This window comes from Vreelandella sp. H-I2 (genome assembly GCF_052959335.1).
This window is the reverse complement of record NZ_JBRAMC010000005.1, coordinates 267,453-290,472: the sequence shown is the minus strand read 5'-3', so window position 1 is coordinate 290,472 and position 23,020 is coordinate 267,453. Positions and strand designations below refer to the sequence as shown.

Annotated in this window: 20 protein-coding genes; 11 read left to right on the top strand and 9 right to left on the bottom strand. The window is 54.6% G+C overall.

Annotated elements, in window-relative coordinates; translation table 11 throughout:
• Window position 1 precedes the first annotated feature (1 nt).
• The 3 genes from ACUVOF_RS14465 (at window position 2) to ACUVOF_RS14455 (ending at window position 3,530) form a co-directional block, all read left to right on the top strand.
• Window positions 2-1,489, top strand: coding sequence for an N-acyl-D-amino-acid deacylase family protein (locus ACUVOF_RS14465; protein ID WP_447045041.1), 1,488 nt, complete (start codon window positions 2-4; stop codon window positions 1,487-1,489).
• A complete protein-coding gene (locus ACUVOF_RS14460) occupies window positions 1,486-1,878 on the top strand; it encodes a RidA family protein (RefSeq protein WP_022524043.1) in 393 nt (130 codons plus the stop codon). Before ACUVOF_RS14465 ends, ACUVOF_RS14460 begins: the two co-directional genes overlap by 4 nt.
• Before the next feature lie 152 nt (window positions 1,879-2,030).
• Entirely contained in the window at window positions 2,031-3,530 is a 1,500-nt protein-coding gene (locus ACUVOF_RS14455; RefSeq protein WP_447045040.1) for a sodium:solute symporter family protein, read from the top strand.
• 85 nt (window positions 3,531-3,615) lie between these two features.
• Here ACUVOF_RS14455 and ACUVOF_RS14450 read toward each other — a convergent pair whose 3' ends face one another.
• The 7 genes from ACUVOF_RS14450 to ACUVOF_RS14420 all read right to left on the bottom strand — a co-directional run bounded on the left by ACUVOF_RS14450 (window position 3,616) and on the right by ACUVOF_RS14420 (window position 11,473).
• Window positions 3,616-5,094 (bottom strand): mannitol dehydrogenase family protein, encoded by a 1,479-nt coding sequence (locus ACUVOF_RS14450; protein WP_447045039.1) that lies wholly within the window; start codon window positions 5,092-5,094, stop codon window positions 3,616-3,618.
• A 9-nt stretch (window positions 5,095-5,103) separates the two neighbouring features.
• The gene (manD, locus tag ACUVOF_RS14445) at window positions 5,104-6,315 is read right to left on the bottom strand and encodes a D-mannonate dehydratase ManD (RefSeq protein ID WP_447045038.1); all 1,212 of its coding nucleotides are present in this window, start codon (window positions 6,313-6,315) and stop codon (window positions 5,104-5,106) included.
• A gap of 30 nt (window positions 6,316-6,345) precedes the next feature.
• Window positions 6,346-7,767 (bottom strand): glucuronate isomerase, encoded by a 1,422-nt coding sequence (gene uxaC, locus ACUVOF_RS14440; protein ID WP_447045037.1) that lies wholly within the window; start codon window positions 7,765-7,767, stop codon window positions 6,346-6,348.
• 35 nt (window positions 7,768-7,802) lie between these two features.
• Window positions 7,803-9,092 (bottom strand): TRAP transporter large permease, encoded by a 1,290-nt coding sequence (locus ACUVOF_RS14435; protein ID WP_113268295.1) that lies wholly within the window; start codon window positions 9,090-9,092, stop codon window positions 7,803-7,805.
• A complete protein-coding gene (locus ACUVOF_RS14430) occupies window positions 9,089-9,583 on the bottom strand; it encodes a TRAP transporter small permease (RefSeq protein WP_447045036.1) in 495 nt (164 codons plus the stop codon). The genes ACUVOF_RS14435 and ACUVOF_RS14430 overlap by 4 nt, the downstream gene beginning before the upstream one ends.
• 95 nt (window positions 9,584-9,678) lie before the next feature.
• Complete coding sequence (locus tag ACUVOF_RS14425; protein WP_447045035.1) at window positions 9,679-10,638, bottom strand: C4-dicarboxylate TRAP transporter substrate-binding protein; 960 nt, start codon at window positions 10,636-10,638, stop codon at window positions 9,679-9,681.
• Window positions 10,639-10,744: 106 nt separating this feature from the next.
• A complete protein-coding gene (locus tag ACUVOF_RS14420) occupies window positions 10,745-11,473 on the bottom strand; it encodes a GntR family transcriptional regulator (protein ID WP_447045034.1) in 729 nt (242 codons plus the stop codon).
• A 389-nt stretch (window positions 11,474-11,862) separates the two neighbouring features.
• Between ACUVOF_RS14420 and ACUVOF_RS14415 the strand changes: the two genes are divergently transcribed.
• From ACUVOF_RS14415 to ACUVOF_RS14400, 4 genes are read left to right on the top strand one after another with little or no spacing between them, the layout of a single operon-like run.
• Window positions 11,863-13,422, top strand: coding sequence for a sensor domain-containing diguanylate cyclase (locus ACUVOF_RS14415; protein ID WP_447045033.1), 1,560 nt, complete (start codon window positions 11,863-11,865; stop codon window positions 13,420-13,422).
• Window positions 13,423-13,477: 55 nt separating this feature from the next.
• Complete coding sequence (locus ACUVOF_RS14410; RefSeq protein ID WP_447045032.1) at window positions 13,478-14,143, top strand: ABC transporter ATP-binding protein; 666 nt, start codon at window positions 13,478-13,480, stop codon at window positions 14,141-14,143.
• A complete protein-coding gene (locus ACUVOF_RS14405; protein WP_447045031.1) occupies window positions 14,140-16,641 on the top strand; it encodes an FtsX-like permease family protein in 2,502 nt (833 codons plus the stop codon). The genes ACUVOF_RS14410 and ACUVOF_RS14405 overlap by 4 nt, the downstream gene beginning before the upstream one ends.
• A complete protein-coding gene (locus ACUVOF_RS14400; RefSeq protein ID WP_447045030.1) occupies window positions 16,638-17,798 on the top strand; it encodes a lipocalin-like domain-containing protein in 1,161 nt (386 codons plus the stop codon). Before ACUVOF_RS14405 ends, ACUVOF_RS14400 begins: the two co-directional genes overlap by 4 nt.
• Before the next feature lie 70 nt (window positions 17,799-17,868).
• On the opposite strand, the gene ACUVOF_RS14395 is transcribed toward ACUVOF_RS14400, so the two are convergent.
• On the bottom strand, window positions 17,869-18,186 hold the full coding sequence (locus tag ACUVOF_RS14395) for a c-type cytochrome (RefSeq protein WP_447045029.1): 318 nt from the start codon (window positions 18,184-18,186) through the stop codon (window positions 17,869-17,871).
• 91 nt (window positions 18,187-18,277) lie between these two features.
• On the bottom strand, window positions 18,278-19,558 hold the full coding sequence (locus ACUVOF_RS14390; protein ID WP_447045028.1) for a PQQ-dependent sugar dehydrogenase: 1,281 nt from the start codon (window positions 19,556-19,558) through the stop codon (window positions 18,278-18,280).
• Window positions 19,559-19,831: 273 nt separating this feature from the next.
• On the opposite strand from ACUVOF_RS14390, the gene ACUVOF_RS14385 reads away from it, so the two are divergent.
• Genes ACUVOF_RS14385 through ACUVOF_RS14370 form a run of 4 tightly spaced genes read left to right on the top strand, consistent with a single transcriptional unit; the run spans window position 19,832 to window position 22,994 of the window.
• Window positions 19,832-20,752 carry a 3-keto-5-aminohexanoate cleavage protein gene (locus tag ACUVOF_RS14385; protein ID WP_447045027.1) on the top strand — a complete coding sequence of 307 codons (921 nt, stop codon included), beginning with the start codon at window positions 19,832-19,834 and terminating at the stop codon, window positions 20,750-20,752.
• A complete protein-coding gene (locus tag ACUVOF_RS14380) occupies window positions 20,749-21,702 on the top strand; it encodes an L-carnitine dehydrogenase (RefSeq protein WP_447045026.1) in 954 nt (317 codons plus the stop codon). Before ACUVOF_RS14385 ends, ACUVOF_RS14380 begins: the two co-directional genes overlap by 4 nt.
• The gene (locus tag ACUVOF_RS14375; protein ID WP_447045025.1) at window positions 21,702-22,157 is read left to right on the top strand and encodes a thioesterase family protein; all 456 of its coding nucleotides are present in this window, start codon (window positions 21,702-21,704) and stop codon (window positions 22,155-22,157) included. Before ACUVOF_RS14380 ends, ACUVOF_RS14375 begins: the two co-directional genes overlap by 1 nt.
• A gap of 15 nt (window positions 22,158-22,172) precedes the next feature.
• The gene (locus ACUVOF_RS14370) at window positions 22,173-22,994 is read left to right on the top strand and encodes an alpha/beta hydrolase (protein ID WP_447045024.1); all 822 of its coding nucleotides are present in this window, start codon (window positions 22,173-22,175) and stop codon (window positions 22,992-22,994) included.
• Window positions 22,995-23,020 lie beyond the last annotated feature (26 nt).

Genomic DNA, 23,020 nt, shown 5'->3' with positions numbered 1-23,020 from the left:
GATGGTTTACGACCTGCTGATTCGTAATGCCAACGTGCTGGATGGCTCAGGCGCTGCTCATTTTCGTGCCGATATAGCTATTCAGGGAGAGCGTATCTGCGCTATCGGCGCTATGCCCTATGCCACCGCAACGACGATTATCGATGCCGAAGAGCGCTATCTGACCCCAGGCTTTATCGATGTGCATACCCACGACGATACCAACGTTATTCGTACACCCGAAATGCTGCCCAAGCTGACCCAGGGAGTCACCACCGTAGTCGTAGGCAACTGCGGTATCAGCGCAAGTCCGGTGACACTCGCCAGTGAAGTCCCCGACCCAATGAATTTATTAGGCAAGCTAGAGGATTTCCGCTATCCAAGCTTTGCCGATTACGCCAACGCCGTAGACGCCGCTCAACCAAGCATTAACGTTGCCGCTTTGGTGGGGCATACCAGTCTTCGCAGCCAAGTGATGGATAGCTTTGCCCGGCCTGCCACTGTTGAAGAAATTGCCAACATGGAAGTGTTGCTAAGCAAAGCGCTGGATGAAGGTGCATTAGGGCTTAGCTCAGGGCTTGCCTATCGCAACGCGATACACGCGCCGACCATCGAGATGGCCCCCCTCGTGGCCGCCGTTGGGAAATCAGGCGGCGTATATACCACCCATCTTCGAGATGAGTTTGCGGGCCTGCTAGATGCCATGGACGAAGCATTTGCCACCGCTCGCAATGGCCAGGTGCCTCTGGTGATCTCGCACCTTAAATGCGCAGGCGCGGGCAATTGGGGCGGCGCTGGTAAAGCGCTAAATAAACTGGAGACTGCCGCCCAGCACCAGCACGCCCACTGCGACTGCTACCCCTACACCGCAGGCTCCTCCACTCTCGATCTGGGCCAGGTCACGGATGAGATTGAGATCACCATTACCTGGTCGACACCGCACCCTGAGCAGGCGCGTCGCCCGTTAAAAGAGATCGCCGCCGAATGGGGGGTATCACTGTTAGACGCCGCCAAGCAGCTACAGCCGGCAGGAGCGGTTTACCACAACATGAGTGAAGCGGATATGCAGCAAGTGTTAGCGCATCCGCTCTCCATGGTCGGTTCCGATGGGTTACCAAACGACCCGCATCCTCATCCGCGCCTTTGGGGTGCATTCCCGCGAGTGCTGGCTCACTACAGCCGCGATTTAAAGCTAATGCCACTGGCAGAAGCGGTGCGCAAAATGACCAGCCTTTCGGCAGCCAATTTCGGTTTAACGGATCGCGGCGTGATCCGCATAGGCGCCTACGCAGATCTCACCCTATTCAATCTCACGACGCTTGAAGATACGGCCAATTACGAGACCCCCATCGCGGCCGCCAAGGGCATCGAAATGGTCATAGTGAACGGCAAAATCGCCTATCACCAAGGCGCAATTTCAGACCAACGCGCTGGCAGGATGCTGCGCAGAACAGAGCGCATTGCTCAATCGATCCCCACCTTTCAACCCAACCAGGAGCAAACACCATGAGCATTACTCGATACGGCACGGAAGGCGGCGTAGGCACCGGCGGTCAGAAGCTGCCCTTTGCCCGTGCCGTAGAGGCAGGTGGCTGGCTATACGTCTCCGGCCAAACACCCATGACCGACGGCGAAGTCGTTGAAGGCGGCATTGTTGAGCAGACCCGCCTCGCCTTCGATAACTGCCTGGCCATTATGCAAGAAGCAGGCTTCGGCGTTGAAGACGTCGTACATGTCACCACCGTTCTGACCGATGCGCGCTATTTCACCTCGTTCAACAAGGTGTTTAAGGAAGTCTTCGGCGATAACCCACCGGCACGCATCTGCAGCGTTCAAGACTTGGTGGTGGATTGCAAAGTAGAGGTTGACGTGAAGTGCTTCCGCGCTGATCGCGTGTAGACACTCAACGTTAGTACAAAAAAGCGCCGCACCCCGGCAAGGGTGCAGCGCCAGATTACCGCGTGATTAGGATAAAAAGCCCCGCGGTAATCGCTTCCATTGCCTACCTTCGGCCGCGGCAACGGCCGGATAAACAACGATAAGAGGTTAACATGAACAGCCAACTATTCCTTATTACCTTCGTGCTCTACATTGTCGCCATGATTGTGTTTGGCTGGTGGATTTCAAGACACAAACGGGGCAGCGGCGACGACTTCCTACTCGGCGGGCGAAGCGTGCCGCTATTCCTTACCGTGGGTACTACAGTGGCGACCATGGTGGGCACCGGCTCCAGCATGGGCGCCGTCGGATTCGGTTACGCCAATGGTTGGGCGGGTGCCTTATACGGGCTTGGGGGTGCCGTGGGTATTCTACTGCTCGCGGTCTGTTTTGCTCCCGTACGTAAACTTCGCTTTATGACCATGAGTGAGGAACTCGCCTATTACGTCGGTGCGAATCGGCTGGTACGTAATGTGGTCGCGCTACTTATCTATATCGCCTGTATAGGCTGGTTGGGCGCGCATATTCTTGGGGGTGGTCTCTATCTCTCTTGGATGGCGGATATCGATCTAACCACCGCGCGTATTCTGGTGGCGTTAGGCTTCGGCATTTACTGCGTGGTAGGGGGTTATTTTGCGGTTATCTGGACTGACACCATTCAAGCGGTTGTGCTGTTTGCGGGTTTTATTTTGATGGCGGTGCTGGCGCTAGTGGAGGTTGGCGGCTTCTCAGGCCTTACGGCAGGTATGGATGCGGGGGCCACTAGCTTTCTAGGCATTGGTCAAATTGGTGCGCTGCCAGCGCTGTCACTGGCTGCGGTCATTGCCATTGGCGTGCTTGCTACGCCCTCCTTTCGTCAGCGCATCTACTCAGGGAAATCAGTCAAATCGGTACGCCGTTCGTTCTTAATCACTGGCGTTCTTTACCTGGGCTTCTCGATCATTCCGGCGATTATTGGTATGGCCACCCATGTCCTTAACCCTGGGCTTGAAAACAGCAACTACGCCTTCCCTTTCCTGGCCACAGAGATCATGCCGCTTGGGCTGGGTTTATTACTATTGGTAGCGGGTCTTTCCGCTACGATGTCTAGCGCGAGCTCCGATGCCATTGCCGGTGTTTCCACGTTGATACGCGACTTGTATGTACTAGCAACGGGCCGCACGCCCTCAGCGCGAAATGTAGTGCGCTTCTCGCGTATTGCGCTAGTGGCAACCATTGGTCTGGCGCTGCTGTTCGCGCTGGCCTCAGACAATGTCATCACCTACATCACCCGTATGATCTCGACGATTCTTTCAGGGCTGTTTGTGAGTGCCATGCTGGGCCGTTTCTGGCCACGTTATAACTGGCAGGGTGCCATCGCCACGTTAATTTGCGCGTCGGTGACCTCCTTAGCGATTATTGCCAATAGCGACTGGACAGCTTTCTGGGGCAACCCAAGTATCCCCGCGGTGCTAGTAGCCCTGGTAGCGGGTGTGATTGTAAGCCTAGCGACGCCCGCTTCACGCGTGACGTCTGCCCAGGCACTGGCAATTCTTGACCAAGAGCGTAAGCGTATGGAGCAAGTGCCCGAACCAACTCTCACGAACGCTGAAGCGCCCGCTGCACCTCGCTAATCGTTAGCCATTAGTGCGCAATAAAAACCCCCACTGATTGATTCAAACAGTGGGGGTTTGCTCTTAACGGAGCTATTTAACAGAACTATAGCGCCGCTAGTGCTTCACTCAATCCACCATGGCTTAGTGCTTGATATGCCGCCAGCACTGCCTGCGCAAAGGCTTCGTCTTGTGCCAATGCGTTAGGCACCACATCGTCCATGGCTATATAGGCCGCTACCAGCGCGCTGGGATCGCTACCATGCTTCTGGTGCAGCTCCGCAAAGCGCTTGGCTAGTGGATCATCCACGGGGTAACTATTGTCTTGAAGGTCTTGACCCGCGGTATAGCGAATCCAGGCCGCCATCCCCAACGCCACGCAGGGCGAAGTTTGACCAGCGGCACTACGTTCCAGCGCGCCGGAAAGCCAGCGCTGTGGAAGCTTTTGGCTACCATCCATAGCGATCTGCTGCAGACGATGACGCAAACTGTCATTGGCAAAGCGTGCCAGCAGCGAGTCAGCATAAGCGCCTAAATCGATTCCCCCGGGCATCTCAAGTGTAGGCGCCGCTTCTTCAAGCATATATCGGCGCAATAGCGCCCGAAGCTCGACGTGATTGATGCCGTCATAAACCGTTTCGATACCTGCAAGCGCGCCAAGATAGGCAAGCAAGGAGTGGCTACCATTGAGCATTCTCAGTTTCATGGTTTCAAATGGCGCCACATCTGCCACCATCTCAACACCCTCAGCTTCCCAATCAGGCCGACCCTGGGGGAAGTTATCTTCAACCACCCACTGTGTGAACGCTTCGCATACCACGGCGTTTGGATCGGAAACACCCAATACCGCTAAGCGCTCAAAGTCGGCGTCGGTCATCGCAGGGACGATGCGATCCACCATGCTGCAGGGAAACGCCACTTCTCTGGCAATCCAACTGGCCAATGCTGCGTTTCGATGCTCGGCCAGTTGCACCACCGCCTGGCGTGTCCGCTTACCGTTATCTGGCATATTGTCGCAAGAGAGCACGGTAAAGGGGGCAATGCCTGCTTCATGCCGCCGAGCCAACGCTTCTACCAATAATCCTGGGGCCGTTCGCGGCTGTTGGGGTGAGGCAATATCACCGATGATCATCGGGTCATCGACTTTTAACTCACCGCTCGCGGGGTTTAAAAAGTAGCCCTTCTCAGTGACTGTTAAGGTAACAACACGGGTATCCTCAGAGGCCATTCGCGCCAGTAGCGCCTCTCGGTCTCGGCCCCAGCTATCCATACCTTCGTCCGCGCCATCACGGCCCGAGAATAGCGTCTCTTCAATAACGCCAATTTCACGTAGCGTGATGCTTTCGCTATCGGCGTACTCGGCCACATGGTAGCAATGACCTGCCGCACGCAGCCCGTCGACTAAGCCAACGCTAGAACGTAAATTAGCGCTGCATACGCCCCACGTATCATCACCGCTGCGCTGACGGTAACGTTCTAAATAGACTGCTTGGTGGGCGCGGTGAAAAGCGCCTAAGCCCAAGTGGACGATCGCTATCTGGCTATTTTGCTTGCTTGAGAATGAGATCAGCTTAACGTTTGGCATCAATCGCTCCTACCAGTGCCACAAGGTGCCATCTTCCAACCGATTGACCGGTAGGCTGGCCCGCTTATAGGGATATTGCTTGGCTAAGCCTTCATCGATGTCGACACCATGCCCAGGATTTTCACCCACAATGAAGTGCCCATCCTCAAACCGATAATCGTGAGGAAAGACCTCATCCGTCGCGTTGGTATGGGGCATATACTCCTGAATACCGAAGTTGGGTACCCAAGTATCAAAATGAATCGCTGCTCCCAGGCACACGGGCGAAAGATCCGTCGGCCCGTGAAAACCGGTACGCACATGATAAAGACCTGCTAAATCGGCAATTCGGCGCACATGAGTAATACCACCGGCGTGGGTCAAGGTAGCGCGTATATAGTCGATCCACTGATTCTCAATCAATGTTTTGGCGTCAAACAGGCTGTTAAAGACTTCACCAACGGCCAGGGGCGTGGTGGTGTGTTGACGGATAAGCCCAAACGCCTCCTGGTTTTCAGCAGGCACGCAGTCCTCGAGCCAAAATAGATGATAGGGCTCAACTTCTTTGCCTAAACGGGCGGCTTCAATGGGGGTAAGGCGGTGATGAACATCGTGCAGCACGTGCAGGTCGTCGCCAAAGCGTTCCCGTACCGCGGCAAACAGCTTAGGTACATGGTTTAAGTACTTACTGGTACTCCAAACATGCTCAGCAGGCAACTCGGCATCAGCAGGCTCATAAGGCTCGCCATCTTTTTTGGCGACACCATAGATGCTGGCAATACCCGGCACGCCGGCTTGAACGCGCACCGCTTTATAACCTTCCTTCACATGGCGGGCGACCTCTTCCAGGCACGCTTCGATATCACGCCCCGTTGCATGGCCATACACCATGACCCGGTCCCGGCTTTTACCGCCCAGGAGTTGATAAAGTGGCATACCTGCCACCTTGGCCTTGATGTCCCATAGCGCTACATCTACTGCTGCGATCGCCGTCATCGTTACTGGCCCCCGCCGCCAGTAAGCACCGCGATAAAGAAAGTGCCAAATATCTTCAATACGGCTAGCATCACGTCCAATCAATGACGGTAATACATGCTCTTCCAGGTAAGCGACTACCGCCAGCTCGCGGCCGTTTAAAGTAGCATCGCCAATTCCATACACTCCTGATTCGGTAACAATTTTTAGCGTGACAAAATTTCGGCCGGGGGACGTTACGATTAAATAAGCATCGCTAATGATCATGGTAAATCCATCACAAGAAGTAAGAAGAAATTAACGCTCGAAAAGGTAGCGCTGTACGTTGTGGTAACACACCGCGCGAACCAGCTCCCCAACACGATCCAGATCTCGGGGCAATTCACCACGCTCAATTTGTGCGCCTAGCATTTGGCAGAAAATACGTCGGAAATACTCATGACGAGAAAACGATAGGAGACTGCGAGAGTCCGTCAGCATGCCCACAAAATGCCGCAACAGCCCGAATTGCATCTGAGTAGTTAACTGCCGCTCCATACCATCACGCTGATCGTTAAACCACCAGGCGGCTCCAAACTGCACTTTCCCTGGAATTCCATCGCCTTGAAAGGAACCTGCAAGCCCGGCCAACATTTCGTTATCACGAGAGTTGAGGTTGTAAAGCACTGTTCGTGGTAGTTGATGCTGACTATCGAGCGCGTCCAGCAACGCCGCTAAGGGTTCTGCGTAAGTGACATCACCAATGGCATCGAAACCACTGTTAGCGCCTATTTCCCGTCGACCACGCTGGCTTAAATCGCGCAAAGCGCCAATATGAAGCTGCATCACCCAGCCCCGACGGGCATACTCTTTGCCGAGCCATAGCAATACCGCGGTGGTAAAGCCATACGCCTCAGCGCTGGACATTTCTTTTCCGCGCCTTCTGCGGTCGAGTATCCGATCCAACTCATGAACAGCAGGAGGCTCAACAAAAACAGGCTTTTCGAGGCTATGATCAGAAAGGCAGCAGCCTAAACTCCCGAAATGTTCGAGACGCTGGAACAGTGCCGCTAGCAAATCATCGTAGCGCTGTATCGTCACACCACTGGCCACTTCAAGCGTAGCAAGGTAGTCGACAAAGCCAGGCTGCTCTATTTTCAAGACTGAATCGGCACGAAACGTCGGTAACATGGTAGGTCCAGCCCCAGCTTTTGAGTGCCTTTGATGTATTTCCAAGCTGTCGGCGGGATCATCCGTAGTACAAATAGTACGTACGTTAAAGCTTTCCAACATACCCTGAGCACTAAGCTGAGGCGTTGCCAACCGATGCTGAGACTCCCGCCAGACTTCCTCGGCGGTATCTGACGAAAGCAGGATATTGTCTATTCCCAACGGTTTTTTAAGCTCGAGATGCGTCCAGTGATAAAGCGGATTACCTAGGCAATCGGGTACGGTTTCTGCCCATGCTTGAAAGCGCTCCCGATCACTGACATCTCCTGTTATACGCTGTTCAGCGATGCCTGCGCAGCGCATTGCACGCCATTTATAGTGATCCCCTTTTAGCCATAGCTGAGTTAAATTATCGAACTGGATATTATTAGCTATTTCGCCTGGATCTAGGTGCGAGTGATAATCGCAAATCGGCATAATAGACGCGTGCTCATGATAAAGCCGACGGGCTGCTTCGTTTTCCAGAAGGAAGTCTTTACCCATAAACTCAACCTTATCGTTAAATTTCATCTTCGCTCCTTTGTCATTTGAGTGTTACAGGCAATTTAACCAAGCAGTAAGTTGGGTAAAAACAGCACTATGTTGGGAAAGAAAAGAATGCCCAGAACGACAATAAATACAGCAACAGAAAAAGGCAGTAATTCACGGCTATAATCGTAAAAAGAGCAGCGCAAAATGCCGCAGACGGTATACATAGATATGCCCACGGGTGGTGTCATTCCCCCAAAAGTCACAAGTGTCATCATTAGCAGTCCAAAGTGAACAGGATCAACACCGGCAGCTTTAATAACGGGAACAAGGATGGGCGTTAACAACATTACGACAACAGTGGCTTCTAACAGCATACCTAGTAAAACAAGTATTACAGCCACTGCAAGTAGCAGTGTTATGTGGCTAGAAAATACGCCTAGCGTTAGTTCAGCAATTGTTTGTGGCACCCTTTCAAAAGAGACAACATAACCAATAATGCCTGAGAACATAATAATGAGCATGATCATGCCAATATCCCTTACGCTGGCACGCATGGCATTAAGTATCTCTTTAATACCCATTACTCGGTGTATTACGCAGCCCACCAACAAGGCATAAGCAACGGCAAAAGCTCCCGCTTCAGAGGGGGTAAAAAGCCCATAGCGAATGCCCACCAAGAGCCATACGGGAAACAGGATTGCCCAGATACTGCTTCGTAAGGCCTTAAGCACTTCACTACCAGTAGGAAGATGCTGTCTGACTGGCTGGTAGCCACGGCGCTTAGCCACGATGTACGTGGTCACCATTAACGCGACCATTAATAGAAAACCCGGTACTAACCCCGCAATAAATAGACGGCCAATCGACACTTCACCCAAGTAGCCATAGAGGATCAAACCAATGCTGGGTGGAATAGTCGCGGTAATCAACCCCCCGATAGAGAGCACTGCGCCTGTAAATCCAGGCGAGTAACCTCCCTCAACCATGCTTTTACCCAGCACGCGGGATTGCATCGCGGCATCCGCTACTGCTGAACCTGATACCCCACCCATTAGAGTGCTTAAAACAATACTTGCTTGGGCTAAGCCACCGCTCATCCATCCCGCTAATAGTGTAGAAAGGTGGACCAGACGTGGGGTGATACCACTAGCATTCATCAGATGGCCGATAAATATAAACAACGGAACAGCCAATAGCGGAAATGATTGCGTTGAGGACACAATGCGCTGGACAGCAATACCTGTCGGTAAAAACGTTTCGGGCAATAAAAAGTAAGAGAACCCCGCAATGCCAATGGCAAAGGCAACAGGCATACCAATCGCCATCAGAAGCAAACCGAACCCGAGCAGTAAAGCAGCGGTCATAACGCCTCCTCCACAATGTCCTCATCGTCAGCAACCAAACTTCCGATAATGCCGTTAGTGAACACACGGCGAATCATTGAGAGCATCATCAATAGGGCACCAACAGGAAGAGCTAAAGTGATATACCCATAGCTAAGCCCTGCCACTCCCATCGGACGCTGCCAGTTTGAGGCGGCTAAAGCAAAGCCATACCAGGTTAAAAGAGCTAGAAAGAGCATCATCATTCCAATACACAGGCTAGTAATAAGGCGCTGCCATTTAATTGGTAAACGAATCACGAGCGCATCAATTCGCACCTGGCCACCGTGGCGCAGGGTAATGTCAGCCCCTAATACAGCGGTCCATATGAATAAAAACTGCGCAAGCTCAGCGCCACCTGCAAATGGATTTCCTATTGCTCTAGCCGTTGAACTAGCTAACATGGTGAGAGAGGTACCACCGAGTAGCATAATAGCCAGCCACTCCTCACCTTTATCGTACCAATGCCACATACAAATTCCTCGCCCTATAAGAGCATCTGGATAGTTACCTAATAGCAAAAGAGAAAAAGGTAGAAGCCCCCACCCTAATGGGCAGGGGCTGAGGCTCACTCTCCAGAAAGCAATTGGTCACGGTACTGGTCGTAACCTAGCTCTTCGTAGACGCTGCCTACTCGATCGCGGAACACTTGCATATCTACCTCAGAAAACGTAACGCCTGCCGCTTCCATCCGCTCGCGCACCGAATCTTGGGCGTCTGCCGTCGCTTGGCTCGCAGCATCACCGGCATTGAGTAGTTCTTCATCAAGAATTGAGCGCAACTCATCGGGTAACGCCTGGTACCACTGTTCAGAAGTCGCAATACCGGTCATCAGATGAATATGATTGGTTAGTGCCACGTGAGTAATAACTTCATGCAAGTTTTGACCCTCGGCAGCGGTTAGCTGCGCTTCGGCTCCATCGATCGAACCTAGCTGTAGCGCCGAATAAACTTCTGACCAAGGTAGCGGCGTTGGAGTGGCGCCCATCGCTTCAATGGTTTTCACCCAGACAGGGGAGTTAATCGTGCGCACTCGCACGCCGTTTAAGTCCTCTGGTGTGTTTACTTCATTTTGGGTCAGCATCTGCCGTGACCCCTGAAACCAGTTATAGTTGAGCAGCCGCAAACCGCTGGTTTCTGCCAGCCCCTCGACCCAATCCAGGTAAAGCGGAGAGGTGGTGATTTGGCCATAGTCACGATGATCTTCCACTAAATAAGGAGCGCTCAAGATGCCCAATTCGGGTTGATACTCCGACAGGCGACCAGCATCGACTAAGATAGCGATATTGGCACCGCTGCGGATCTGCTCGATCACGTCTTCGTCAGAACCAAGCTGGCTATTAGGGAAAATCTGAATGGTCAACTCCCCCTCTGAGCGCTCCGCAATCGCCTGTTTAGCATTATCCATTGCCTGAGCAATAGGGTCTTGAGGGCTTAGCGCTATTGAGACATTAAGTTGGTAAGCGGCGTGAGCCGAATGGCTTGCGGCCACCAGTGCAAGAGCAGGAAGTAATGTTGTGAGTTTCATTTTAGGCTCCTAAAGACATTCATTTGTTGTTGGTAATTCACCAGCCAGCTCTGACTGGACTTTCGTCATGCGACCTATGTTGCGTTGTTGCTCTGACTTGCAGGTTTTATAGATAGCCAGGAGTGCCCACACCTACATTTTCAAACAACTCCGGAAAGCGGCGCTCTAATTCAGGCAGCGAGTGAAGTATTTCACGCTGGTGATGAATCATTGCCTGCTCCGCCGCCTCAGTATCCGCAGCAGAAATCGCATCCACTATGGCCTGATGCTGATCGGCCAATTTAGGGATAGGTGTGGAGTCAGGAATACTCAAATACCGCACCCTATCCAACTGTGCTTTAACATCTTCGATCACGTTCCATGCCATGGTTTGCCCCGTAGAAATTGCCAAGGTTCGATGAAACGTCTCATCAAGAAAGAAAAAACGGTCATGATCTTGACGCTCAATACAGCTGCGCTGACGCTCAATAAGCTCGTTGAGCTCCATTAATACGCTAGATGGAAGCGTGAATTTAGCTGCCTCTAAAGCAATGGCTACTTCCAGTGACTCACGAATAAATCGTGCCTCTAGCACTGCTTGGCGCGAAATACGCACAACATAGGTGCCCCTTTGGGGACGAACTTCCACCAAGCCTGACTCAGAAAGCCGAATAAATGCCTCTCTCACTGGTTGGCGGCTAACAGCAAATAAATCTGCAATCTCTTTTTCAGAAAGCGCCTGCCCTGGTGCCAGCTCCATACGAATGATCGCTTGCCGCAATACGTCATTAAGACGTTGGCGCACCGACACATCACTGTTTGTACTCTGCCACCTCGCTTGCAAGTTTATCTTCATGGTACTTCGACAATTCCTTTGGCTACTTATCTGATATGACTAGTATGGTAGTTATATAAAAATAAAAAAAGACACAATACATTAGCCTTTAGCTGCATAGCCTTGCATAGCTTATAGCTACCTAGCTAATAGACACCTGCATAGTCATCCTCCTGTATATTTGTAAGAAATATCTTACAAAGCTAAACCGATTAGAGTATTTTTAAGGCTTGCTAGTATTTTTAAGGCTTGCTATAGCAAAATAGTTTGAGCCATATACAAGTATTTTCTCTATAAGTCGCCTATGATCACTTGATACGAACGTTTGAATATCTCCAACACCTAAAAAACAAATGCCAGGGAATGGCTTAAGGCTGTTGCTGCAAGCCCATAAGATTTAGGAGAAAGTAATGCAGGTCATCAAGGCAAAGGACAATTCAAAAGAATTAATCTTAACGACTGAATTACCTACATTTTTGGTAGCTGACCTGCTCCAGTGTCCGACCTTGCCTACTTTACCTTCCGTCGCTATCAACGTATTAAAAATAGCGCGCACTGAGCAACCTTCGGTTAACGACTTTGCCAGCGCCATTGAGCGTGATCCTGCCTTGACCATGCGGATAATTACGCTTGCCAACAGCGCCTTCTTCTCGCATACACATACCAAAGTACATTCGTGTCAGGAAGCCACTACTCGCTTGGGGTTAGACGCTACCCTGGCAGCAGTGATGAGTTTCAGCCTTCTTCAAAACAAAGGCATAGACGCTCATTATCAACGTATTTGGATGCGCTCCATCATCGCCTCTTTAGCAGCACGATACCTTGCCATCCATCTTTGCCCGGATATGGCGGGCCCTGTGTTTACGGCAGCGTTACTCCAAGACATAGGGATTATGGCTTTACGTGCCACCTACCCGAAAGAAAGCACTGATTTATATCTTGAAGCCGCATTGTCTCATCGACAGCTATCAGAATCTGAGCAACGACTCTTTGGCTGCGATCACTCTCAAGTCGGCGCTTGGCTTGCGGCTAAGTGGGGAGTGCCAACACCGCTCGCTCAGCGTATCTGTGATAGCCATGGCGAATACAACATGGCCGCTACAGACATACTGTGTATCCAGTTATCGGGGCCCATCGCCGATGCCTGGCTCTCTTCGCACCCGGCCCAGTCATTAGTCGCTGTGATAAGAGAATTTCAAACCTATGAGGGCGCTCACTCATTCTCTTTAGGGCAATTATTAGAAAATATTCAGCAACAGTTACCAGCGCTAGCCGACATGCTGCAAATGGCTGCGCCACCTCTGCAGGATAACGAATCACTGCTTGCCGAGGCGCAGCAGCTTTTGTTTCGGCAAACACTACAGCTCAATGCACGCCTTGATGCACAACACGCTGAACTCGTCTCGCTGCGCCAACGGCAGGATGAGTTAGAAGAGCGCTCACGTACAGACGCGCTAACCGGCCTCGCAAACCGGGCTTGGCTCGAAGAAAAGCTACACAAACGTTTTGTTCTTTGCCAGGAGCAGTCTCGCATTATGTCCGTGGTATTTATTGATCTTGACCACTTTAAAAAACTGAACGATCAATACGGACATCAGGTGGGTGATCTCGTTCTCGAAAATTTTGGCAAAACGCTGCAAGCGTTAATTCGTGAAGGTGACTTGGCTGGACGCTGGGGTGGCGAGGAATTTTTGATCATTCTCCCCGATGAAAACGCCACAGCAGCCCTTGTGTTCGCTAGACGCATCGCCCAACGCCTGGAAAGAACCCCGATGGCCCACAATGACCAAGAGTCGATTCATGTCTCAGTCTCCATCGGCATTGCCTGTTTGGAGGACGGCGGGTTTGGAAGTGCCGATGAACTTATTGATGCAGCCGATAAAAGCATGTATTTCATTAAGCGTACAGGACGCGGCGGGATAGCTGTATATGGCGAACGCGGCGCATCTATTATACCTATTAACGATTAGCCTGCTGCGTGTGCGGTTAGCACCGCCTAAGAGCATCAGAGCACCAGAGCAGCCCATGCTGGAACTTCATCAAGTACATAAAACCTATGCGACCCCCCAAGGTCCGCTGCGGGTACTCGATAATGTCTCCCTGCGCTTGGCCGCAGGACAAAGCCTAGCGCTGATGGGAGAATCAGGCAGCGGAAAATCCACCCTTCTGCACCTTGCCGCCGGACTAGATCTTCCAGACCAAGGTGTCATTACTCTCGAAGGCCAGAACATCGCGGCACTCCCCGAGCCCACCCGCGCCAAGCTACGCCGCGAGCAATTGGGTTTAGTCTTCCAGCAGTTTCATTTAGTCCCCAGCCTAACGGTAATCGACAATCTTCGCTTACAGGCGCGTTTAGCCAAGCGTGACGATGCCGAATGGTCAGCCTACCTCATTGAAAGGCTAGGGCTTAAAGGACTTGAAAAACAACATCCAGAACAGCTCTCCGGTGGCCAACAGCAACGCTTAGCCATTGGCCGCGCCTTGGCGCCGCGCCCGTCTCTGCTGCTGGCCGATGAACCTACTGGCAATTTGGATGAAACCACCGCGGGCGAAGTGCTTGAACTGCTCGTGAGCCTTGTTCACGAAACCCAGTGCGCGTTGCTGGTCGTCACCCATAGCCCGCAAGTAGCGGCACCGCTTGATCACTGCCTACGCCTGAGCCATGGTCATCTACTCGAAGCGGCACTATGACCCGGGTGCTATCCACGCTGCTTAGCCACTACCGGCGCCATCCCGGCCAACTGATGATGTTGCTACTCGGCCTTTGGGTAGCTAGCGCCCTATGGAGTGGCATCCAAGCGATCAACGCTACCGCGCGGGACAGCTATGCTCGCGCCGATGCGCTGTTTGACACCCAGCTGGATCAACTTGAGCGGCGCGATGGCACACCGCTTAACCGCGCCGAGTATCACGCCCTGCGCCAAGCAGGCTTGCCCGTTTCGCCCATGCTAGAGGGTGAAGTCGTTACCCAAGCTGGCACCCGGCTCACTCTGATCGGCATTGACCCACTGACCCTTTCCAGCGATAACGCGCTGGCTCAAGCCAACACCTCCGAATCGTTAAGCAACTTTCTAACACCCCCATGGCAAACACGCGTCGCGCCTGACGCCTTGGAAGCCCTAGGGATAACGCGCGAAAATACATCGGCTGCCACCCCGACCTTGTCAGATGGCAAGACACTCCCGCCGCTCGTTTTAGCGCCAGCGCTACCGCCAGGCACGCTGATCATGGATATTGCCGCCGCAGCGCGGTTGCTTGAAAGCGGCGACGAGATTACGCGCATCGTTACCGCCCCGGGGATACTGACTGAAGCGCCCCAGGGATTAACGCTTACCCGCGCCACCACGCTTGCCTCCCCTGGCCAACTGACTGAAAGCTTTCACCTGAACCTTACCGCGCTGGGGCTACTTGCCTGGGTCGTGGGGCTATTCATCGTTCAAGCAGCGCTAGGCCTAACGTTAGAGCAACGCCTGGGCATGCTGCGTACCCTGCGAGTGCTGGGTGTATCAGGGCGCATTTTAGTGCTAGCTCTCAGCTTAGAGCTGCTCCTGTTCGGCCTAATCGGGGCGCTTGCTGGTATTGCCAGCGGCGTATGGCTGGCACGACTGCTACTGCCCGATGTCGCGGCAACCCTGGGCTCACTATATGGCGCAAGCCTCGGGCAAGAGCTTAACCTGCCCTGGCATTATTGGATCGGTGGGCTTGCGGTTAGTCTTGGAGGGCTGCTGCTGGCGGGCAGCAGTGTGCTATGGCGCGCCGCTCGCTTAAACATATTGGAGTTAGGTCAGATGCAGGCTTGGCGCAGCGGTTACCGCCGCCAATTATCGCTAATGAATATCGGCGGCATACTCGCCATGAGTGTGGCACTAGCAATTTACGGCTGGCTGCGCTTTCAGCCCCCTGGCGATGGCCTAGTGGCCGGCTTTGGGCTGATTGCCGCGCTGCTGCTGGCCAGCGCCCTGTGGTTGCCGCCTTTATTAGCGCTGGTACTGAAAGCGCTGACGCACCTTGCCCGGCGGCGCCCACTTATACAATGGGCAGTGGCGGATATGCAGCTTCAGTTGCCCAAACTTTCGCTCGCCATGATGGCACTACTCATTGCGCTTGCCACCAACTTGGGCGTCGGCAGTATGGTCGGTGGCTTTCGCCTCACCTTTCTGGACTGGCTTGACCAACGCCTTGTCGCCCCGCTCTATGTAAACGCACCCGCCGAGCAATATGAAGCAATTGATGCCTGGCTGGCCGGGCGGCCAGAGGTGGCAGAACGCCTACTTACCCGTCGTAGTGATGCTACCTTAGCGCGTATCACCACTCCCGAAGGCAGCCGCTCACTAGGCTCACCTATCGAGCTTTACGGCATTACCCCAGGCGAATCATTAACGCCGCACTGGCCCTTGCTGGCAACCCAGCAAGGCCGTCATGCTGCCTGGGCAGCCTTTGAAAATGGTGCTGTGTTCGTTAACGAGCAACTCGCCACTGCTGAGAACCTTTCTCCTGGAGACCAGCTAACCGTTAACGCCCCAGGTGCCAATGCCACACTGCTTATCGCAGCCGTTTACCCCGACTATGGCAACCCCAGTGGCCAGGTGCTCATGGCATCGCCCCAGCTTGCCAGGCGATTTGATGCGCCGCCTGGCTCGATGGGCGTGGTGCTGCATGATAACGCCGATGTGGAAGCGCTGCGAAACGCCCTTAGCGCGCGTTTTAAGCTAAGCCGCGATGCGCTGAGCGACCAGCGCGAGATCAAACGTATCGCCACCGAGATTTTTGAGCGTACCTTTACGATCACCCGCGCACTTAATGTGTTGACCCTTGGGGTCGCCGCACTGGCCCTGTTGGCCAGCCTACTCTCACAGGCACGCAGCCGGCGCCAACAGTTGGCACCGCTTTGGGCGCTGGGTATTTCTCGGTCTAAGCTTGCCCAACTCAGCTTGGCACAGCTGGGGGGCGCGGCCTTAGTGACCGGCTTACTGGCGCTTCCGCTGGGCATTGCCATTACATGGGGATTGGTCGCCATCATCAACGTAGCCGCCTTCGGCTGGCGACTGCCGCTCTATCTATTTCCCTGGAAAATGGCCCTTACGCTGGCGACCGCGGTCACTGTGGCGCTACTTTCTGCAGCACTGCCAGCGCTGCGCTTCTGGCGTACCTCCCCGCGCACGCTACTGGCGGAAGAGGCCAACCAATGAGCCTAATCAGACTGCTAATCCTCATCACAGCCCTGAACCTAAGCGGCTGTGGTTCTGGAGAACAGCCAACGACGAGTAAGGCTGGCTTCGCCGGTTTGGGCCAGGACGCCGATGGCTTCCAGCACGCTGAGCCCAACCAACGGCTGACGTTCCCTACGGATCACGCCGCCCACCCTGATTACCGTATCGAGTGGTGGTACTTGACCGCGAATCTGGAGGATACCGACGGTGAGCCACTTGGCCTTCAGTGGACGCTCTTTCGCCAAGCGCTGATGCCACCCAGCGAGCGCCCCGCCCCTACCCCTTGGGCGGCAGATCAACTCTGGATGGCCCATATGGCGATTTCCCAAGGCGAGCAGCACCAGGTGGCCGAGCGTTTCGGGCGCAGCCATTCACAGGCAGAAGCGATCACTCCTCAGCAAAGCCAGGCAGGCGCCACCGCTAGCCCCTTTTATGCCTGGTTGGATGATTGGCAGCTTAAAGCAAGTGAAGAAGCCGATAGCAGCGATTTTAATCACCTCACGCTAACCGCTTACAGCGGCGAAGGTGCATCACGTTTTGGCTATTCATTGACACTTACCGCTGAGGGCCCACTAGTGCTGCACGGCGAAGCGGGCTTTAGCCAGAAAGCCACTAATGGCCAGGGGTCCATGTACTACAGCCAACCCTTCTGGCAGATAACCGGCGAAGTCACCCTTCACGGCGAGACCAAAACGGTCAGCGGGCGCGGTTGGCTGGATCGTGAGTGGAGCAGCCAACTATTGAACGCCCGCCAATCCGGCTGGGACTGGTTCTCGATTCACCTTGATGACGGTCACAAGCTGATGGCGTTTCAACTACGCGGCGGCGGTGCCGGCGAGGAAGCAAGTAACTATCGCTCCGGCACCTGGATAACGCCCCGAGGCCAAACCACATCACTGACCAACGCGGATATAACCATGACGCCGCTAGCCACCTCTGCCGTGGCCGGGCGGGATATTCCTACCCGCTGGCGTTTGGAAGTGCCGTCAGTCGATGTAGATGTCAGCGTCGAAGCGCCCTACGCCAACCGCTGGATGACCACCAGCGTACCCTACTGGGAGGGCGAAGTGGTGGTCAACGACCGCGCCAGCGGCGAACCGCTTGGCGAGGGCTACCTGGAAATGACCGGCTATTAATAACCGGGGTTAACAACAGCATGGATTGCTCAATGGAGGCAGGCAGCGCCTGCAAAAAGCTCTTATTTTGTTACTCGGTATCATCGGCGATATAAGCAGCCAGATTGGCAATATCGTCATCCGACAAATCGGCAGCATTAGGGATCATCAGCGAGGAGTTCGAACCGACCCGCTCGCCGGCGCGATACGTTTCAAGCCGAGAGGTGATGTAGTCCGCACTCCGGCCCGTTAATGATGGAAAGCTGGCCATTCCCTTTCTGGAGGGGCCATGGCATTGGGCGCAAGCATCGGCGTACATCGATTCTCCAGCGGCCTTATCGGCAGCCTGCGCACTGGCCGACGCCACCGTCAATGCCGTCGCAACAACGAAAAAGCATGATCTCTTCATAATGGCCTTGTTCCCTATCAATGGCGCTTGAACCAATACCGCCGCAAGAGAGCAAGCCGCACTGTTATCACTCAGCGCGGCTGCCAATGGCTCATTCCGGCGTGATGCGGTAAATGCTGCCTTCATCAACGGCTGTATACAGGTCGCCATCCGGCCCAAGTACTATCGAGCGGAAACGTGCCGCCCCCATAGGTGGTGACATTTCGGCAACGTCATTGACCGAAAGGCCATCCTCCGCAATATCTATTACGTTGATACGCTGTCCCACCGGCGTACCGCCGAAACCGATGCCCATAAAACCAACAAGCAGACGACCATTCCAGTCGCCCCACTGCTCACCAACCAGAAATTCGGCAGGCGCCATGCCTTGGGAAAGCCCATTGTTGCCCCAGGCCGGTTTCATGGCATCGGGATAGGTCTCGGTATCGGTTACCGGCATATAGGCAGCGCGCTCTTCGGGGTCCACCGCCTCGTTCTGATTAGGTTCGTAACCGCAGTAATCGTCTGGACAGTCGTCACGTCCGGCCATATTGGGGCGCGGGTCCCAGCCACTATTGCCGCCGTTGACCAGCGCATTGACCTCATCGGAATGCCAGGGACCATGTTCGGTCACGATTGGCTGGCCGGTGTCTGGATGGAAGGTAATGCCCTGAACGTTGCGGTGGCCATAGGTATAGATGCGTGAATCAAACCCTTCTGGCGGCTCGTTACCCTCGGCAGCGTTGCCATCCCGGTCAATGCGCAGCACCTTGCCACCTAAACGTTCCGGCGACTGAGGAATCTCACTGTTATGGTTATCGCCCGTGGTCACGTAAAGGTAACCATCATTCGGACTGAAGCGGATACGTCCGCCATTATGGGCGCCAGCATCACCGAACGGGTGGTCGGTGGCCTCAGGTTTGTAGGGAATGTCATCGACGATATCATTGCGATCCGCGACCTCATCAAAATCGCTGTTTACCGTCATGCGCAGCACACGGTTAGTGCGTGGCTCAGACATGTTGGAAGCAGAGTAAACGTAGACTGTGCGGTTTTCGTCAAAATCGGGGTCGACCGCCACACCGTTCATCCCCGCCTGCCCCTCACAGACAAGATCATCGGCGGTAGTGGCATACTCATCGGTGCCTTCCATGCCAAGCAGGTGCTCTACATCACCATTGGGGAGCCGCACTGATAAGCCACGGCAGCGTTCGGTGAAAAACATCGTCCCATCAGGCAAAAAAGCCATATCCCAGGGGTTTTCAAGGCCAGACAACACCTCGGTTTGGCTTAGTTCGGGGCCAGCATTGGCAGTCGTAACTGCCGGCAAAGCGGCGATGACCGCTGCAGCGATGGCTGCGCATAGCGGTCGCAGTGTGAGTTTCGGATACATGGCAAGCACTCCTTCCAAACGTTGTTTGTAATTGTTGTTAACCTTGCACGCGCCTATTGAGTTTAGATCGGCAATCAAAGCGGTCAATACGTCTTCTCAGAGAGTGGTTGATCAAAATATCCCAGGCAAGCAGCCCGAAGGATTAAAAACTGGTTATGGGCGCTCCCACGTTAAAACTGCCATTTATGTATAGTGAGTGACGCATTACGACAACTAATCTCTGCTCACCGCGACACACTAGCAAGCGAATCAATTATTACTAGAGAGCGCGTCATGAATCGTAATGTCATTCTCACCTGTGCCGTCACCGGCGCGGGTGACACCACTGCCAAAAATCCCAACGTTCCCGTAACCCCCAAGGACATCGCGGCGTCCTGTATCGAAGCGGCTCACGCCGGGGCCAGCATCGCGCATATTCACGTTCGTGACCCGGAAACCGGTGGCATCAGCCACTCCACCGAGCAGTTCCGTGAGGTAATGGAGCGGGTTCGCGAAGCGGATGTGGATATTGTCATGAACATTACCGCCGGTGGTGGTGGCGACTGGATTCCCGATCTCAATGACCCCACACGCGGCGGACCCGGCACTGATATTCAAACGCCCGCTGAACGCCATGCCCCGGTGGGCGAACTGCTTCCCGAACTGTGTACGCTGGATTGTGGCAGCCTAAACTTTGGCGACATGGTCTACGTCAACCCTGCGGATTGGCTGCGCGAGCACGCCCGCCTCGTTCAAGCCGCTGGCGTTAAGCCGGAGCTGGAGTGTTTTGACCTGGGGCACGTCTGGTTTGCCCGCCAGCTTCAGCAAGAGGGCTTGATCGATGGCGACCCGCTCTATCAGCTCTGCCTAGGCATCCCCTGGGGCGCCGAAGCGGACACCGAAACGATGCTGGCAATGCGCAACAAATTACCTGCCAACGCCAACTGGGCTGCCTTCGGCATTGGCCGCCATCAAATGCCGATGGTGGCGCAAGCGGTGCTGTTAGGCGGCCACGCCCGGGTCGGCCTGGAAGACAATCTGTTTCTGGAAAAAGGCGTGCTGGCCAATAACGGCCAACTGGTCGAAAAAGCGTCAACCCTTATCGAAAACCTCGGCGCCCGCGTCATGACACCCGCAGAAACCCGCGCTCATCTCAAGCTACGCGACCCAGTAACCGGACGTATCATGGGTAGCACAGCAGGAGGTGAAGCATGAGCCGCTTAGCCGTTATTGGTACCGGTGTGATTGGCAACGGTTGGATCGCCCGCACCCTCGCCCAAGGGTGGGACGTCGTCGCTTTCGACCCGGACCCCAACGCGCCAGCCCGCACCCAATCGTTTATCGACAATGCCTGGCCCTCGTTAACCCAGCTCGGCTTGGCAGCCAATGCCAGCCCTCGGCGGCTGACCTTTGCGGATACGATTGAAAAAGCCGTGGATGGCGCTGACTTGATTCAGGAAAACGTGCCCGAGCGCCTGCCCCTCAAGCAAGAGATCCTGGCCTCCATCGATGCGGCTGCCGCACCGGAAGTGATTATTGGCTCGTCTACCTCCGGCTTCAAACCTACCGACCTACAGCAGCAGTGCCAAACAGCGCCTGGCCGCGTGATCGTCGCCCACCCTTTCAACCCGGTGTATCTGCTCCCCTTGGTCGAGCTGGTGGGCGGTGAGGCCACCCAGCCCACGCAGATCGAAAGTGCCCAAGGGCTGTATCAATCGCTCGCCATGCGCCCGCTGGTGGTTCGCCGTGAGATTGAAGGCCATATCGCTGACCGCTTGATGGAAGCGCTGTGGCGGGAAGCCTTGCACTTGGTCAACGATGGCGTGGCCACCACCGAAGAGATCGATGCCGCCGTTGTTTACGGCTGCGGGCTGCGCTGGTCGCTGATGGGCACCTTCCTCACCTTCCACCTGGCCGGTGGCGAACCCGGCATGCGCCATATGCTGGAGCAGTTTGGTCCCGCATTAAAACTGCCCTGGACCAAGCTGGAAGCCCCCGAGCTTACCGATGAGTTGATCGATAAAGTGGTAGAAGGCTGCGAACATCAGGCGGCTGGCCGCTCGGTCGTGACACTGGATCGCCGCAGGGATGACTTTTTAGTCGAGCTGATGGAAGTAGTGCAAAAATACTGGCCGGAAGCTGAAGGCTTAAAGGGGCGTATTTAATGATCATCTTTGAAACCCAGGTCGCTGCTGACTGGGTCGACTACAACGGTCACATGAACGACGCGGCGTATGCCCGCGTCTTTTCCCAGGCCTGCGAAGCACTGATTGACCAGATAGGCTTGGATGCAACGGGCCGTGAGCACTATGGCTACACGATCTATACCCTGGAAATGCATCTCTGCTATCGGCGCGAAGCGCATCAAGACCAGCCGCTCACTATTGATCTAACGCTGCTCGATAGCGATGCCAAACGGCTGCACGTGTTTTTCGCCATGTTCGATGACGAGGCCAACCTGTTGGCCACCAGCGAACAGATGCTAATGGGCATGAAGCAAGCGTCAGGCCGACCAAGCCCATTCCCCGAAGCGGTCACACATCGCATAGCAGCACTTCCTAGGGCAAACCGCGATACCTGGCCGGAGCTGGCTGGCCGCACCATCGGCATTCGTCGTTAACAGGGAGCGCACGCGATGAACGTAGACGCGTTTATTCAGCGCTTTGGCGCGGGACTCAAGGTGATGGAAGCAATGCCATTGCCCCAAGCGCGGCGCGCCTACGATAAGCTTTGCCGCACCTTCACCCCACCCGACCCGGACGGCATGCGGGTTGAAGATAGCGTGATGGCGTGCGTCAGCGTACGCCGCTTTATTCCCCAGCCATCAACGCCTGGTCAGATACTGTTTATCCACGGGGGAGGTTTTACGATCGGCTCCATCGATAGCCACCATGGGACCGCCGCCAGCTTGGCCCAGGCACTCAAGCGCGAAGTGGTAAGCGTGAACTACCGGCTTGCGCCCGAGGTAGATTATCCCGCCATGCTGGCAGAGTGCCGTACGGTATTAGATGCCATCCAGCCGAGCGCCCTGGTAGGTGATAGTGCGGGCGGGCGACTAGCCATTGGCCTTGCCCACTCGTTGAGCGATGCGCCGCCGCTGGGGTTGATCTATCCGCCGGTCGGTGAGCTTTCCCTGGCGTGCCTGGGGAAGGATGCACCGCTGATGTCACGTAGTGATGTATTGAGCATTCGGGCGCAATGTCCGGCAATCATCGCCACTGAGCGGGATCGCTATCCACCGGCTTCACGTATCGAAATACTCACCGTAGAGCACGATCCTTTGACGTGGCCAATCGAAGCCGCAGTGACAGACTGGCGTCATAAAGGTGCCTCGATAGGCTATCGCTGCGCACCACAAATGGTGCATGGCGCCCTTCATGCTCAATCTCAATTAGCCGAGATGGAAAGCGCGTGGCAGGCGTTTTGTCAGGCACTAAAAAAGCGCCTTAAACCATAAGGCGCTTTGTCGCGGGGGGGTACGTC